General features: G+C 65.6%; 10 protein-coding genes and 1 tRNA gene. 6 read left to right on the forward strand and 5 right to left on the reverse strand.

Annotation, left to right across the window (positions count from 1 at the left end):
* The first annotated feature begins 649 nt into the window (after positions 1 to 649).
* Together QP140_RS07475 and ramB are read left to right on the forward strand one after the other, a co-directional pair.
* Positions 650 to 2,104 carry an LssY C-terminal domain-containing protein gene (locus QP140_RS07475; protein WP_284758933.1) on the forward strand — a complete coding sequence of 485 codons (1,455 nt, stop codon included), beginning with the start codon at positions 650 to 652 and terminating at the stop codon, positions 2,102 to 2,104.
* Between the two features lie 106 nt (positions 2,105 to 2,210).
* Positions 2,211 to 3,755, forward strand: coding sequence for an acetate metabolism transcriptional regulator RamB (gene ramB / locus QP140_RS07480; protein WP_284758934.1), 1,545 nt, complete (start codon positions 2,211 to 2,213; stop codon positions 3,753 to 3,755).
* Positions 3,756 to 3,844: 89 nt separating this feature from the next.
* Here the strand turns inward: ramB and QP140_RS07485 are convergent, their stop codons facing one another.
* Positions 3,845 to 4,966 (reverse strand): hypothetical protein, encoded by a 1,122-nt coding sequence (locus QP140_RS07485; protein ID WP_284758936.1) that lies wholly within the window; start codon positions 4,964 to 4,966, stop codon positions 3,845 to 3,847.
* 234 nt (positions 4,967 to 5,200) lie between these two features.
* The gene (gene lpdA / locus QP140_RS07490; RefSeq protein WP_070760399.1) at positions 5,201 to 6,625 is read right to left on the reverse strand and encodes a dihydrolipoyl dehydrogenase; all 1,425 of its coding nucleotides are present in this window, start codon (positions 6,623 to 6,625) and stop codon (positions 5,201 to 5,203) included.
* A gap of 391 nt (positions 6,626 to 7,016) precedes the next feature.
* On the opposite strand from lpdA, the gene QP140_RS07495 reads away from it, so the two are divergent.
* Both QP140_RS07495 and QP140_RS07500 read left to right on the forward strand, forming a co-directional pair.
* Positions 7,017 to 8,141, forward strand: a complete 1,125-nt coding sequence (locus tag QP140_RS07495) for an alpha/beta hydrolase (RefSeq protein WP_284758938.1) — start codon at positions 7,017 to 7,019, stop codon at positions 8,139 to 8,141.
* Between the two features lie 79 nt (positions 8,142 to 8,220).
* Entirely contained in the window at positions 8,221 to 9,549 is a 1,329-nt protein-coding gene (locus QP140_RS07500; protein WP_284758940.1) for a hypothetical protein, read from the forward strand.
* On the opposite strand, the gene QP140_RS07505 is transcribed toward QP140_RS07500, so the two are convergent.
* Positions 9,546 to 10,892, reverse strand: a complete 1,347-nt coding sequence (locus QP140_RS07505; protein ID WP_284758941.1) for an MFS transporter — start codon at positions 10,890 to 10,892, stop codon at positions 9,546 to 9,548. The two genes, QP140_RS07500 and QP140_RS07505, sit on opposite strands and share 4 nt — an antisense overlap.
* On the opposite strand from QP140_RS07505, the gene QP140_RS07510 reads away from it, so the two are divergent.
* On the forward strand, positions 10,848 to 12,995 hold the full coding sequence (locus QP140_RS07510; RefSeq protein ID WP_284758943.1) for an acyl-CoA dehydrogenase family protein: 2,148 nt from the start codon (positions 10,848 to 10,850) through the stop codon (positions 12,993 to 12,995). The two genes, QP140_RS07505 and QP140_RS07510, sit on opposite strands and share 45 nt — an antisense overlap.
* A 136-nt stretch (positions 12,996 to 13,131) precedes the next feature.
* Entirely contained in the window at positions 13,132 to 14,967 is a 1,836-nt protein-coding gene (locus QP140_RS07515) for an FUSC family protein (RefSeq protein WP_284758944.1), read from the forward strand.
* Here the strand turns inward: QP140_RS07515 and QP140_RS07520 are convergent.
* Both QP140_RS07520 and QP140_RS07525 read right to left on the reverse strand, forming a co-directional pair.
* A complete protein-coding gene (locus tag QP140_RS07520) occupies positions 14,957 to 16,072 on the reverse strand; it encodes a C4-dicarboxylate ABC transporter (RefSeq protein ID WP_284758946.1) in 1,116 nt (371 codons plus the stop codon). The two genes, QP140_RS07515 and QP140_RS07520, sit on opposite strands and share 11 nt — an antisense overlap.
* Positions 16,073 to 16,141: 69 nt before the next feature.
* Positions 16,142 to 16,214: transfer RNA gene (locus QP140_RS07525), tRNA-Thr, on the reverse strand.
* Positions 16,215 to 16,293 lie beyond the last annotated feature (79 nt).

Raw genomic sequence — 16,293 nt, forward strand, 5'->3', positions numbered from 1 at the left:
GAGCTATTCTTTGGTGATTTGTGGTGTGTGGTCTGGGGTTATGGTGGCATGCGGACACACTTTTCTTTACTTAACCCTGTTTTTACACCAGGGGCGGGTCCCCTTTTCGCCAGTATGGTTTTTGATAATCACGGGACGTGTCGATGTAGTGCTCCGTGATGATTTCTGCGGTGAGGCGCGGGAGAGGCACATACGCCGACGGCAAGGCCTCAGAAGCTCGTCCTGTGCCGAATCGTGGGCTGTGCAAGCGGCTGACACCCTGCCTGGCTGATCCCCGCCCGCCTTCGCGCCACGCTTGCATAGTCAGTGCCAACGATGTCGCGACTGATGTGACAACCATCATCCCGCAACGGTGCTATCGGTGGGCGTCAACGATGTCGCGACTGATGTGACAACCATCAGGAATGTTCTGCCAGGCACACCGTGTCAACTATGTCGTGACTTCAGACACCGTCATCGGCTCATTTCCCCCGGTGCGCGCGCAAGCGCACCGGGGTTTTCGCTATCCCGAACCGGATAATCCACCCCTCCCCGCTACACTCATATCCACCATCACCCTGCCGAATCCCTACCGGCAGGCCGGGCGCCAGCGCGAGGTTGACGTCCTAAAACTAAGAGCGCCCCGGGGACAGAAGGAAGGACCACAAAGATGGCGCAGCAGCAGGCCAGCCAGCAGGAAAAAGAGCAGGCAGGCGAGCAAAAGCTGACGCGGATCAGCGACCAGGAGAACCCCTACCCGGTACCGGAAGAGTACCCGGAGTATCAGCCGAAAAACGATACGACGAAGGGGCAGCGCAAACTCTCCGTCTACACCGCCATCGACGCCTTCTTCATCATCGTCACCCTAGCCCTGACCGCCTGGTACCTGGCGCTGATGATCCTCAACGGCTTCAACATGGAAACCAAGAGCCTGATCTGGGTGATCTGGTGGTTCCTCGTGCTCGCGTACCTCTCGCTGCCGCGCATGCACCAGCTATTCACCTTCGTCTACGTGCCGGACTACTTCGTCGCCCGCGCCCGCACCTCCGATGGGCTGCTGGGTGATCCGGTGAATATTGCGCTGCACGGCTCAGAGGAGGATATCCACGCAGTGCTGCTCGCCGCGGGCTGGACGAAAGCGGACAAGATCACGCTGCGCTCCAGTTGGAAGATCGCCGTATCCAGCGTGTTCCGGAAGTCCTACCCGGCAGCCCCGGTCAGCCCGCTGGTCATCTTCAAGCGCTCACAGGCCTTCGCCTATCAGCAGGAGGACTCCGGCAGCGCGTCCAAGCGCCACCACGTGCGGCTGTGGCGCACCCCGGATGATTGGGCGCTGCCCGGCGGCGAGAAGGTCCCCTGGATGGCCGGCGCAACCTACGACCGGGGCGTGGGGCTGTCCAGCTTCACCGGGCAAGTCACCCACAAGATCGACGAGGACACGGACGCAGAGCGCGATTACCTCATCAGCACCCTGCAGTACGTCGACCCCGAGATCACGGTGAAGATCCTTCCCGACTTCTCCTCCCCGTACATCTGCCACAACGGCGGCGGGGACAAGATCGTCACGGATGGTGACCTTCCGATTGTCGACGTCACCGGCGCGGCCGAAAGGCTCGCTGACGTTCCCGAGGTGCGCGAAGGTGTGCAGGCGCGCAAGGAGGAGGCAGAGGCCAGCCGTAAGCGGGACAAGGTGCTGCCTCCGGCCGAGATGAACATCGTCGGTGCGCTGACTGCCATCGTGGCGGTCTTCACCGCGTGGCGCTCCGGCATCCAGCTGGCGAACATCGGCTGGGTGACTGGCTCGCTGAAGCAGACCTGGGTGCTCTACGGGCACTTCGTCGGGGCGCTGGCAGCGCTGCTGCTCCTGGTCCTGACCTTCATGCGCATCCGGTGGGCGCGGGTGCTGCTGATGGTCACGATCACGCTGATCTCCATCGGCGACCTGCTCGCCGCCGGCACCTCCGAAAACCACGTGGCCAGCAACCTCTTTATGGTGGCGGTCGCGCTGGTGCTGGTGATGAGTATTTCCTCCGAAAGTTCGCGGCGCTGGGTCAGCGGCGACCGGGAAGACAAGGTGGTTAGCTACAATCTGCGCCACCCCAACCGCGGGGTGTCCGTGGAGTAGGCAGCGCCAGCCGCGGGCGAGATATTCAGCAGGAACGTGCCCGGGGAACGCCCCGCACCGGAACGTCTCCGCGACAGAACGCCTCCGCAACGAAGAAAGGTTCAGCATGGCCGACGCACCGTCCCCCGGCCCCCGGGGTGTCCGGAGCACCCAGGGTGCCCGAGCTTCCCAGAGCCCCCGCACGCCGGACGAGACGAACCGGAACTTCGTGGGCTCCCGCCTGCGCCAGCTGCGCAAGGAGCGGGATATCTCGCAGGCCCAGCTCGCCACGACCCTGGGGCTGTCCGCGAGTTACGTGAACCAGATCGAGCACGATCAGCGCCCCCTGACCCTGGCGGTGCTGCAGAAGATCACCAGGGCCTTCGGTGTGGACGCCACCTTCTTCGCCAACGAGGACTCCCTCCGCCTGCTCGCCGAGGTTCAGGACGTCATGGCCGATCGCGATATCTGGCCCACTCCGGTGGACGTCACCGAATTGGCCGAGCTGGTGCGCCACCACCCCGCGATCGCCCGCGCCATGGTGGACATGCACAGCCGCTACCGGAACGTCTCTGACAAGCTCACGCTGGCCACCGAGGAGCGCCTGCAGGGTTCTGCGGTGCTGTCCATTACCCCTCGTGGCGAGCTCTTCGGGCGCGCCTCCGGGCCGGAGGCCTTCTCCATGCCGCACGAGGAGGTCCGGGACTACTTCTACGCCCGGCAGAACTACGTGGACGTCCTGGACGTACAGGCCGAGAAGCTCGCGAAAAAGCTGAACCTCGGGGCCACGCAGATCCGCCACGCGGAAGCGATCCTCGTCGACCGACTCACGGATAAGCACAACGTGACGGTCACCTACTCCCGGGACATGGGCGACACGCAGCACAGCTTCGACCCAGAGACGAAGCGGCTGTACGTCTCCGCCATGATGCGGCCAGGGCAGATCGCGTTCCGCCTGGCCACCGAGCTGGCCTACCTGGAGGCCGGCCCGACCATCCGTTCCCTGGTGGAGCTGGGCAACTTCACCTCTGATGCCTCCCGCAGGCTGGCCTCCCGTGGCTTGGCCACTTACTGGGCGGCGGCCCTGCTGATGCCCTATGGGCAGTTCCACGCCTCCGCGGAGGAATCCCGCTATGACCTGGAATTCCTCATGCGCGAGTACGGGGTGGGCTACGAGACGGTCTGCCACCGGCTCTCCACCCTGCAGCGCCCCAGCCTGCGCGGTGTGCCTTTTACCTTCGTGCGGGTGGACCGGGCGGGGAATATGTCTAAGCGGCAGAGCGCCTCTGGCCTGCACCTCTCCGGCTCGGGCGGTACGTGCCCGCTGTGGAATGTCTATGAGACTTTCAGCTACCCGGGCAAGATCATGCGGCAGATCGCCCAGATGCCCGACGGTCGCACCTACCTGTGGGTCGCCCGGACGGTGAATCACCACCGCTCGGCGTGGGGGAACCCGGGCAAGATGTTCGCCATCGGCCTGGGCTGCGAACTGCGGCACGCGCAGCGCACCGTGTACGCCGATGGCTTGGACCTGGAGGACACCTCCGCGGCCACCCCGATCGGTTCCGGCTGCCGCCTGTGCCCGAGGATGACCTGCCCGCAGCGCGCGTTCCCGCCGATCGACCGCCAGGTGGACATCGACGCCCACCGTTCCTCGGTCTCGCCGTACTAGCGGCGTTCGGACGCGGGCGGATTGTCCCAGGACGTTGCCCCCGCGACGCTCGCGCCGCCGCGTGGCTAGTAGCGCCGCTAGTGGTGTGCCTAGTCGCGTGGCGGCGTGATGTCTAGCGAGGTATCGGTGTTGTAGTAACCGAAGCCCGGCTCTTCGCGGTCGAACAGCCCGATCTGCGCGCGGCGCTCCAGCTCGCGGCGGTTATAAGTGGCCTGCTGGATCGCCTCCTCCGAGTCGAAGCCGGATCCCAGAGCGCCGGCGATCATGCCGAGCGAGGCGGCGAACCACGCCAACAAGAGGTAGTTCCAGGGCTCCACCGGGTGGCCAATCTGCAGGCTGAAATACTTCACCGGCACGATCGCTGCCGCCAGCATGAGCAGCACCCCGATGAGGAGCAGGTACATCAGCAGCGAGGAGATCGCCACGGTGACCAGGGTGGCGTAGTTATCCCACCGGGCGCGCCACCACCCCACCGAGTCGTAGTGCAACTTCGAAGAGCGGGGGTTCCACAGGCTGTTGTTGTAGATCAGCCAAAAGGTCATCCCGCAGATCGCGAGCATGCTGATGAGGATCAGCCGCCAGATCGGCATCAGAGAGCTCATCAGCCAGATCGAGCCGAAAAAAACGCCGAACGCGCCACTGGCCACGCCCAGGGCGATGGATCCGGAGAGTGCCCGCAGCAGGGCCATCGGCCGGTTGCAGCGAATCATGCCGAGCAGCAGGCGGAGGGTTCGGCCCCGGCCCTCCAGCACGCGGGTGGTATCCGCTCGGACGTCGCCGCCCGCGATGTCCTCGTAGCCGTCGATGTTTTCCTCGGGCACGCCCGCACCGGCCATCTTGCCCTGCACCAGGCGGGTCATCTCCTGCTTCAGGCCGAGCTTCGCGCGCAGCAGGCCGAAGGCAGGGAGGCAGAGCATGGTGGCTTTGCCGTTCTGGACACACTGGCTGATCACCGGTCGACGGGTGCTGAGCGGCAGGTCGGTGAGGTAGATCAACCGGTCCCACCGGTACTTCTCGAGCACGTCGATGGTGTTATCGTGCAGCTCCACGGTTCCACGGGAGCTCATCGGGAAGGAGCCGATGCGCAAGTAGAGCTCGGCGGGCTCCCCGGTGCGGTGGTCCTTGGCTGCAGCTTGGAGATCGGCGAAGAGCGCTTTAGCGCGCCGCTCGGGCAGACCAGGGTCTGCCACGATGCCGATGCGGGTGGTCATGGGTGCTTCGTGTTTCCTTGCCTCAGGAGGGATTGGGGACTGCCCGCAGCGCAGCCGGCCTGTACGAGATCACCGGTATCTGCGCTGGCTGGGGTGGATTTTACGGGGAGTGATCCTAGCGCAGCAAAGCGCGCCCCCGAACCGGCGAACATAGCCAGTTCGGGGGCGCGCTGCAGAGATTCTCGGCGGGCACAGTGACCCGCCGGTTGGGGGCGGTCGCACCCCGGGAACCCGTTAGAGGTTGATCATGTGGCCGCCGATACCGTGCGCGGCTTCCTTCATGGCCTCAGACAGGGTCGGGTGCGTGTGCACGTTGCGGGAGATCTCGTCCGCGGTCAGGTCGAAGCGCTGCGCCAGGGTGAGCTCCGGCAGGAGCTCGGAGACGTCCGGGCCGACCATGTGGCCGCCGAGCAGCTCGCCGAACTCTGCGTCCGCGATGAGCTTCACGAAGCCCACTGCGTTGCCGAGGCCCTGAGCCTTGCCGTTGGCGGTGTATGGGAAGGTCGCGACCTTGATCTCGCGGCCGTCCTCCTCTGCCTTCTTGCGGGCTGCTTCCTCGGTGTAGCCGAAGGATGCGACCTGCGGGTTGCAGAAGGTGGCGCGCGGCATCATCTGGTAGTCGCCCAGCTCCTGGGTCTCCGCACCAGCGATGGTCTCTGCTGCGACGACGCCCTGCGCCTCAGCGACGTGGGCCAGCTGCAGCTTCGCGGTGACGTCGCCGATGGCGTAGATGTTCTTCGCGGAGGTGCGCATGCGCTCGTCGATGACGATCTCGCCGCGCTCGCCCAGTTCGACGCCGGCCTTGTCCAGGCCGAGGCCCTCGGTGCGCGGCGCGAAGCCGATGGAGACCATGACGCGGTCTGCCTTGATGGTCTCGGACTTCTTGCCGTCGGCGGACTCGATGTCCACCTCGACGCCCTTGCCCTCGCCCAGGTCGCGGACCTCGGTGGTCTTGTGACCGGTCTTGAGGTTCACGCCGAGGCGCTTGTACTGCTTCGCGATTTCGCGGGAGACGTCCTTGTCCTCGTTCGGCAGGACGCGGTCCATGAACTCGACGACGGTGATGTCCACACCGAAGTTGGAGAGCACGTAGGCGAACTCCATGCCGATGGCGCCGGCGCCAATGATGACCATGGACTTCGGGGCGTTCTCGTCGAGGATCTGCTCCTCGTAGGAGACGATGTTGCCGCCGATCTCCACGCCCGGCAGGGACTTGACGACCGAGCCGGTGGCGATGATGGCGTTATCGAAGGTGATCTTCTTGCCCTCGTCATCCCCCTCGACGATGGAGATCTCCTTGTCGGAGACGAACTCGCCGCGGCCGTGGATCTCCTGGATCTTGTTCTTCTTCATCAGGTAGTGGACACCCTTGACGATGGAAGAAGAGACCTTGCGGGAACGCTTGTGCGCTGCACCGAAGTCCATGGAGATGTTATCGCCGGTAATTCCGTACGTCTTCGCTTCCTTGGTGATGGTGTGCGCCAGCTCTGCGTTACGGATCAGAGCCTTCGAGGGGATACAACCCACGTTGAGGCACACGCCGCCCCAGTACTGCTTCTCGACAACTGCGGTCTTGAGGCCCAGCTGCGCCGCGCGAATTGCGGCGACGTAACCGCCGGGGCCTGCACCGATTACTACTACGTCATAATGTTCAGCCACGGCCCCCACCTTATATTTAAATCGAGCCCAGAGCCAGCTTCAGGCTGGAGAAAGCATCCGCGCTGCCGTGGACGAATCCGCCCAGGAAGTCGGTGATGATGAGGATGATCTGGTCGATGAACTGCATGTCGGGTTGTCCTTAAAGTATCCGAGGGAAAGATCCGAAATTTTTGGCCTTCACGTGCTGCGATGCCAGGGGAATGAGAACAGCCTGTCCACTTCCTGCATTAGTTCTAGCAGCTTTATGGGCAAAAATACTAAGAAAAGCTGGCATTTGCTTTCCCTTAGCTCATAATCATGGCTACTATCTAGCTGGTAGATTCCCAGCCGCTGGTCGGAGTAGGGACAGAGAAACCGCCGATCACCACAGCTGATACGCAAAGGAAATTCGATGAAGAAGTACCTCGCCCGTGGCCTCGCCGCATCCCTCGCGGCCCTCATGCCACTGTCCATGGCCGCCCACACCGCATCCTCTGCCTCGGCTGCCCCGGTGAGCGGCCAGGCCGTCGCTGGCAACGCGAAGGCCGCGGATCTGTACTGGGACGAGCTGCCGGGGACCGTGAACCCGAGCACCAACGGTCGCTGGGTCAGCAAGGTCAAGAAGCTGAAGCGCGAGGGCCACAACGTCAGCTATGCCACCGCGACCTCCCCGGCCATGGGTGGCCTGGAAATCCCGCTGGTCGTCATCGGCCCGAAGGGTAAGAAGCTGCGCGAAACCGCCGGCCTACCAACCCTGTACATGCTCAACGGCGCCGACGGCGGCGAGGGCCGGGCGAACTGGATCAACCAGTCGGACATCATCGATTACTACGGCAAGAACCTCAACGCCAACATCGTCATCCCGATGTCTGGCGCGTTCAGCTACTACACCGACTGGGTGAGCAAGTACAACAAAGCTGGCTACAAGCCGATGTGGGAGACCTTCCTGACCAAGGAGCTGCCGCAGACCATCGAGAAGGAGCTGAAGGCCAACGGCAAGCGCGCCATCGCGGGCATGTCCATGTCCGCCACTTCCTCGCTGAACCTGGCCGCGCACAACCAGGGCTTCTATGACTCCGTCGGCTCCTTCTCCGGCTGCGCGTCGACCACCAAGGGTCTGGCCCCGACCTTCGTCAACATCACCCTGGCCCGCGGCGGGACCAACGTCAACGAGATGTGGGGCGGTTCCCACACCCCGGCAGCCCTCCGCGACGATGCCCTGGTCAACGCGAAGAACCTGGTCAAGCAGCCGAACCTGTACGTCTCCAACGCCTCTGGGTTGGTTGGCAAGCACGACGTGCTGAGCTCCGAGCGCGTGAACGGCGACCTGTCCGCGGCCACGACCGTGGCTGTGGAGGGTGGCGTCATCGAAGCCGCCACCAATGGCTGCACCCACGACCTGGATGTGAAGCTGCGCTCCCTGGGTAAGAAGGACGCCACCTTCAACTTCCGCAACACCGGCACCCACCAGTGGGGCTACTGGCAGGACGACCTGCGCGGCTACCTGCCGGTCCTGAAGAAGGCCTTCGGGAACTAACGCTTTCGGGAACCAAAAACCCACACCGCCCGGCCCTCAACAGGGCCGGGCTTAACGCGCGGCGGGAGGTGCGGCCATCATGCGCGCACTGAGCATCGCCACCGTTGTTGTCGCCGCCGCGGGCTACCTGGTCATCTGGATCGCCTCCAAGGCCCTTCCGCCCGCAGGCTATGTGGACTTCATGGTCTTCTGGGGGCTATTCTTCGCCCTCACTGGGCTGATCGACGGCCTCATGCAGGAGACCGCCCGCGGCGTGACCGCCGCCCGGCACAACCGCAAGGGCACCGAACCGCGGGAGACGGCCACCGATCGCGGTGCTGCCCGCCCCTTTACTCTGGCGGGCGGCTTCGCCCTCGCCTTCGGGCTACTTTCCCTGGTTTCTGCCCCGCTGTGGGCCACCAGCGTGAGCCCCGCCCACCCCCTGTGGGCTGCCATTCTCACCGCCACAGGGCTCGCGAGTTTCGCCTTCCAAGCCATCCTCTGCGGGCTGATCTCCGCGGCCTCCCGCTGGCGCGAGTTCGCCTGGCTCATCGGCATCGATTCCGGGATCCGCCTACTGCTCGCAGCCCTCGCCTGGTGGCTGGGTTGGGGCGTGGTCTCCTTCTTCATCATCACCGTCATCGGCGCGGGCACCTGGGCCGCATTCGCACTGCTCCCCGGGGTGCGCCCACTGCTGAGCCACCGCGCGGACATCCCCGCCCGAGCCTTCGTGCAACGCGGGCTGAAGGCGATGCTGGCCTCCGGCGCCAATGCCGTGCTCATCACCGGCTTCCCCGTCCTGCTGCGCGCCACCACCGACCTGGGCTTCGCTGGTACCAGCGGCACCGGCGAGGAGCTCAGCTCCGCCGGCGGGGCCGCCGGGGCGGGCGCAGTGCTCGCCGGAACGATCACAGCCGTCACCCTCACCCGCGCCCCGCTGCTGGTCCCCCTGCAGCGCTTCCAGCCGGCGCTGATCGTGCACTTCACCAAACGCCGCGAGCAGGTGCTGCGCGCCGCGGCCGCTCCCGCGTTGGCGATCATCGCCATCGGCGCGGTGGGCGGGGTGGCCGCCTACCTCGTGGGCCGACCGATCATGGCCCTGCTCTTCGACGAGGCCTACCTGGTCTCCCCCGCAGCCCTCGGCCTGCTGACCTTCGCCTCCACCGGCACCGCACTGCTCATGGTCACGGGTTCCGCGGCCCTCGCCGCTGGCCGCCACGACCTGTACTGGTTCGGCTGGGCCATCGCCACCGTCGCGGCGGTGGGTCTGCTGCTGGTGGACACCACCCCGGAGCTCCGCTCGGTGCTCGCACTCGGGATCGGCCCGCTGGTCGGCGTCGCCCTCCAGCTCTGGCGGCTCCAGCGCCTACCGACCTGGCCCGGCCGAGCCGAGGCCGGCGAGGGCGACGTCGTGAAAGAAAAGGCCTAGCTCTCCGCCGGGATGAACTTCCGGGAGAACACCGTGATCAGGGCCAGGTTTAGGACCGCAGCCACCACGCCCGCGAGAAGCATGACCGGGTAGCTGAACCACTCGGACAGACGGGTCAGGATCATCGGGAAGAAGAAGCCCACGTAGGTGAACACGTAGTAGATCGCGGTCAGGCCACCCAACTCATCCGGGCTGGCCAGGCGCTGCACCTCCGTCAGGCCCGTCAGCAGCGTGATGCCGTAGCCCAGCCCCAGGACGACCGCGACGATCAACGCGCCCGCCAGGGAGACGGTCTTTGCGGTCCAGGCAGCGACGAGCATGCCGATGATCACGGTGACCAGACCGACCTGCTGGCCAAACGCGGAATGATTACGCCAGTACAGGTCCGGGAACTGCTGAATACCGAAGCCGAAGGCCAGCGCCAGGGCGGTGATACCCGCGGTGATGGCGATCGGATTGCCATAAGAATTCTGAATCAGAGCAGGCATGATCGCATAGGCCACGCCGGTGCAGCCGAAGACCCACGGCGCCAGCGGCAGCACGACCAGCAGGAAACGCGGGTGCTTCGCGGAGGGGGACGCCAGGTCACTCAGGAACGAGCCCTTGACCTTCAGGTGTGCGCTCTGGCGGGTCTCCGGCACCGTCATCAGGCCCACGATCGTCACGATCGAGAGGACCACGTGAATCATGTAGGGCAGCTGGCCGGGGATCGGACCCCACTCGCCAAGCAGGCCGGCGATCAATGCACCCACCGCGAAACCGCCGGTCATGGCCATCGCGGAACGCTTCGCCCCGGAGTTCGGCTTCGCCGTGGGGTCGAAGGCCGGGCTGGAGAGCTCCTTGATCCACGAGCCACCCGCGGTCATCGCCATGCCCAGCGCCAGGCCGGAAAGCATGCGACCAGCAAAGATGATCGGCTCGCTGGTCTCGCCCATCGCGATGAGGATGGAACCAATCAGCGCGACGATCGGAGCAGGCAGCATGACGACGCGGCGTCCATAACGGTCGGAGAGCGGCCCGGCGACCAGCAGGCCGATGGCGATACCTACCGCGTAGAAGGCCAGCAGGGCATCCACGAACACCGGGGAGAAGACGTCCTCCCCGCGGTAGAAGACCATCATCGGAGTGAACTCGTTGCCGCCCCATGCGACGATAAATACCGCCAACGCAACCATGAGCCACGCTCGCGAACCCTTGTACTTCGAGCCTCGCGAGTCGATGTTGAGATTGGTTGGGGTATCGGAGCTTCGTGACATGGCTACCAATGTTAATCCTCGGCATCTCGCCGCCATACTCGAATGCGGGTTAAGCGGAAATCGCGAATTGGCTGTGGCCTTCGCCACATTGCGTACCCTTGGGTCATGGCACAGAACTCACCAAAGAATAAGCAGCTTGGAGAGGACATCCCCCGTCGCTCCAAGGCCCCCAACCCCCTGCCGACCACCCCGAATCCGGCGATCCTCCCGGAGCTCAGGCGGGTGCTCGACGGCCAATTTGGCGAGGCACGGGACAACATTCGCGAGGTACTCAAGGACGATCAGTTCCGGCCCGCGGTGGGGCTCAGCTTGGAAGAAGCCCGCGCCCGCACCACCGCCCAGCTGCAGTCGGTGCTGGATTCGGGCCTGCCGCACGGCGCGTTCCGCGAGGAGCAGGGCGGCACCGGGGAGACCGGCGCGACCCTGGCCAGCATCGAGATGCTCGGCATGGCGGATCTCTCCCTGATGGTGAAATCCGGCGTGCAGTGGGGGCTGTTCGGCGGCGCTGTGGGCAACCTCGGCACCGAGCGCCACCATGACCTGGTTAAGGACCTGATCGAGCTGCGAGCGCTGGGCTGCTTCGCGATGACGGAGCGCGGCCACGGTTCCGACGTCCAGAGCCTGGAGACCACCGCGACCTACGACCCGGAGACCCAGGAGTTCATCATCAACTCCCCCACCGCGTCTTCGGAGAAGTGGTACATCGGCAACGCCGCCCGCGACGGCCGCTTTGCCGCGGTCTTCGCGCAGCTCTACACCCCGGGTGTGGAGGAGTCGCACGGCGTGCACTGCCTCGTCGCCCGCATCCGCGAGGACGACGGCTCCCCGGTCGAGGGCGTGCGCCTGGGCGATCACGGCTACAAGGGCGGGCTGCCCGGCGTGGACAACGGCACCCTGGTCTTCGAGAACTACCGCGTGCCGCGCGAGAACCTGCTCAACCGCTTCGCCGACGTGGATGAGGAGGGCAACTACAGCTCCCCGATCGAGAACCCGAACCGCCGTTTCTTCACCATGCTCGGCGCGCTGGTTCGCGGGCGCGTGACGGTGGGTGCCGCCGCCGGTGCTGCGGCGCGTACCGCCCTCGACATCGGCGTGCGCTACGCCAACCTGCGCAAGCAGTTCGCGCCCAGCGATGACCTGCCGGAAAACACCCTCATCCAGCACCGCAAGCACCGGCTGCGCCTCATCCCCCGGGTGGCGCGCGCCTACGCGCTGCAGCTGGCGACGAATGAGCTGATCTCCGGGCTGCACGACCTCGAGGCACGCGGCGTTGACCCCGTGGACGCCACGAAGGAGGAGCAGGCCAACCAGCGCGAGCTCGAGGCGCACGCCGCCGCCCTGAAGGCTGCGAATACCGCGCACGCCACCGACACCATCCAGGAGATGCGCGAGGCCTGCGGCGGCTACGGCTACATGGCCGAAAACCTGCTGACCAGCCTGAAGGCAGACTCGGATATCTTCACCACCTTCGAGGGCGACAATGTGGTGATGATGCAGCTGGCAGGTAAGGAGCTGATGACCGGATTCTCCAAGGAGATCGGCAGCTTCAACCCGCTGGAGATGGTCCGCTTCGGGCTGGATAATTTCTCCACCCTGCTGCGCCGCCGCACCGCCGCGGATGCCCTGGTCCAGAACTTGAAGGACACCTTCTCCGATAGTGAGGAGGCCACCCTCTTCGATCCGGGTAGCCAGCTGCGTCTGGTGTCTGAGCGGGAGCGCCGCCTCATGGTCTCCCTGGGCCGCCGCCTGCGCGTGGCCAAGGACATGCCGGTGGAGAAGGCCGCGAAGGTCGTCGACCGGGCACAGGACCACCTGCTGGAGGTCGCGTGGGCCCACGTGGACCGCATCCTCCTCGAGGCCATGCTGGAGGCGGAAGCGACGCTGACCAGCGACACCGCCCGCGATGTGATGGAGCAGGTCCGCGACGTTTACTTCCTGGACCTCATCGTCCGCAACGGCAGCTGGTACCTGGAGCAGAACCTGCTCACAGGCACCCGCACCAAGGCGGCCCGTGCCGCGCTCAACGACCTGGTGGACTCCCTGGGCCCCTGGTCGGAACTGCTGGTGGACGCCTTCGGGGTGCCATCGGAGATCACCTCCGTGAACCTCATGCAGCGCTATGAGGACATGGTGACCAAGGCCGAGTCCGACCCGGCGGTCGGCCAGCCAGGCCGCTGGCGGGAGGACTAACCCCAGTGCTGCGGGGAGGCTGCGTGGCGTGGGGGGTCGCGCGGCAGAAGGTCGGCACGGCGGGTGGGAATGCTGGCCGTGCGGCGTCCTCAACCCTGCAGACTTCGCGCACAACCCGCGCGCTAGACTCGGCTGAGTGACAGTTTCGGGAGATCAGAATAGGCAGGACCCGCCAGCAGCGGGCAAAAGTTCAGTCGACCGTATCTTCGGCACGGATGCTGATTCCTTCGGCGTCCGCGCCCTCCCCGACGCCCCCTCCCCGCCCTCGATGCGGGCGATGCTGCTGACTTTCAACTCCTTCCGCCACCACATTCCCCGCGCCACCCGCGCGGCGCTGGCGATCCTGATCCCGGGCATCATCGGTTATCTTTTGGGTTTCGGTTCCGAGCTACTGCTCGTCTCCGCGGGTGCTGTGCTCCTCATCAACGGTGAGAACAAGCCCTACCGCGAGCGCTGGAAGTCCCTGCTGCGCTATGGGCTGCTTTTCACCAGCCTGACCTTGGGCTTCCGGCTGCTCGGCATCTGGAGCCACTCCCACGGCCAGATGGATTTCTCCGAGGGGATCGGAGGGGTCATCGCCAACCCGCGCGGCGCGCTCATCGCCTACCTGCCGCTGATGCTCTTCCTCGCCGTCTGCGTGGTCTGCGTCTACGTGACGATGTGTCTACGGCTCACCCCGCCGGGGCCGTATCTGATGCTCTTCGTCACCGGCGGGCTGATGGTCAACAAGATTTCCATCTCCCTCTCCGCCACCCTGATCTGGTCGATCATCGGCGCGGTCTCCGGGTTCATCATCAGCATGTCCGGCTGGCTGGTCGATAAGCACGGCCCGGAACGCAAGGCGGTGGAGGACGCCGAGGCTGCCGTCGCCGACTACCTGGAGGCCCGAACCAAGGAAGCGCCAGCCGAATACGAATCGCTCAAGCTCACCGCCGCCGGCGCGATCCACCGCGCCTGGTCGATGCTGGCCCACGCGGGTGCCATTCACGGCGGAGCGATCACCCCTGAAGCTCGGGGCACCAAGAGCGAGGAGCTCGTGCACCGCATGCTCAGCGCACAACACCGCTGGGCCACCGCCGACCCGGACGCCCAGGCGCAGCGCCACTCCCCCTCCGACCGGCGCACCATCCCGCTCGCCTCCCCCGGCGCGTGGGCCAAGCTGAAGCGGCAGTGGCACCGCGACTCCCACCCGATGGTCACCGCCCAGCGCGTCGCGCTCGCGGGCCTGGGCGTGTCCATCCTCTCCACGGTGCTAGGTCTGGGTCGGCCGGACTGGGCGATCACCTCCGTGATGCTGCTGCTCGGCCAGGGCCCCTACCGCATGGCGGGCACAGTGCGTTGCATCCACCGCATCGCGGGCTCCGTCATCGGCATCCTGCTGTACCTGGCTTTCTATCAGCTGCACCCGGGCATCCTGATGGACCTCATCGGCCTGGCGGTGGCCATGGCCTGCACGGAGCTTTTCATCGCCGCGAACTACGGGCTGGCGATGGTCTTCACCGCCCCGCTGGGGCTCATGATGGCTGGCCTGGGCAGTGCCCCCATCGGCCAGACGGCGATGGACCGCGGTGCGGAGCTGGTGATCGCCTCCCTGCTCTCCGTCCTGGCCATCTGGCTCTTCCGCCCCAATAACCTCCAGAAGACCGCCGAGCTCAACTACGCGTACCTGCTGACGTCGATAAAAAAGATGATCGCCAGCCTACGGACCAGCCCGATCGACGACGCGATCCTGGATCGCCGCGAGCTGCGCTACGAGCTCAACGAGTCGCGTGCGGTGACGAATGCGTGCGCCAACGAGTCCTATGAGTGGCGGCGGGAACAGTGGGATCACCACGCCGCCGCACAGCTGGTCGCCCACGAGGTGCTGCGTGTGGGGGCCACGGCCGCGCACTCCGACCTGGACAAGGTTCCGGGCGGCGACGTCGAGAAGCTGGCCGCGCTGTACGGCAAACTCGCCCCGGCTAGCCTGTAGCGCGCGCCTTCAGAATGGCCGTGAGGGTCGCGACCGCGCAGAAGGTCCAGGTGCAGCACAACGCAACGAGGCTGCCGGTGCCCACCACCTGCGGGATCACCTGCCACGGACCGGACATGGTCTCCGCCATCATGGCCGCGCCCAGCGCCACGGTGCCGATCGGGAAGGTCAAGGCCCACCAGCCCGGGGTGAAGTTCATGCGCTCCCGGAAACCGTAGATCGTGCGGATCACCGCGAAAACCACCACGGGAATGCCGATGACCAGCGCCACCCAGCCATAGGCGTGGGCGAGCCAGGTGACCGCAGGGGTCGCCGAAGGCAGCATCACGAACTCCGCCTGAGCGGCAATGGACTGGGCTGCGGCGATAGACTGGCCGACCACGCCCAGCGGAATCCAGGTGGAGATGGAGGCGTCCACCGGCAGCGGGTGATAGAAGAAGTGGCTGCGATAGGCCAGCGTGAACAACAAAGCGGCGAAGAACAGCGCCAGAAAGAAGAACGCGGTCACCGCCAGCACCAGGACCACCGTGAGCTGCTCGGAAGCGACGTCGTCGACAAGGCTCGCGCCCGTCGTGGCGGAGACCATCGGCGGGACGACCGCCAGCCCCCAAGCCGGGACGGGGTGGTTGGCCCCCTTCTCCATGAGCCGCAGTGCGACCCGGAAGGTGGTGAACAGGCCGATGAGGGTGCCGATCAGCCAGAGTGTGGCGGCCACGGCGATAACCCAGTCGGCGGGGGCGGAGTCCGTCAACCCGGCGCGGGGAGCAGCCGCAGTCCCGAAGGGCAGCAGCGGGCCGACGTTGTGGATCGCCGAGCCCGTCGCGGTCATACCCATGGAGACGGTGCCCCAGGTCGGGAGGATTGACATGTCCCGCCAGGTGTTCGCGAACATCCCGGGGTTGCGGCGGGCGTTGACCGCGAAGCCGGCACCCAGGCCGATGAGCAGGACGAATGCGAGGAACATCAGCGCCGTTGCCGGGTACAGCAGCCAGCCATGCTCCGGGACCTGGCGACCGAGCAGGGAGGACAGGATGGCCGTACCCATGACCGAGGGGAACCACACCGGGCTGGCGGGCGGCAGCGCGCTGGGCCAGATGGACGTCATGGGCATAGTGTAGTGGTGAAATGCGAAACGGCCACTACCGCTTGCGCTGGTAGTGACCGTTTTTAGGTGAGCCGCCTGCGAGAATCGAACTCGCGACCTTTTCATTACGAGTGAAACGCTCTGCCGACTGAGCTAAGGCGGCGCGCAAAAACCCAGAGCCTAAAGCTCAAGCATTCTTACGGAGGATCATCGTAGCGGACAGCAGCGCGAAGACACAAAAC

This window comes from Corynebacterium sp. UMB9976, assembly GCF_030212265.1.
Classification (GTDB): Bacteria; Actinomycetota; Actinomycetes; order Mycobacteriales; family Mycobacteriaceae; genus Corynebacterium.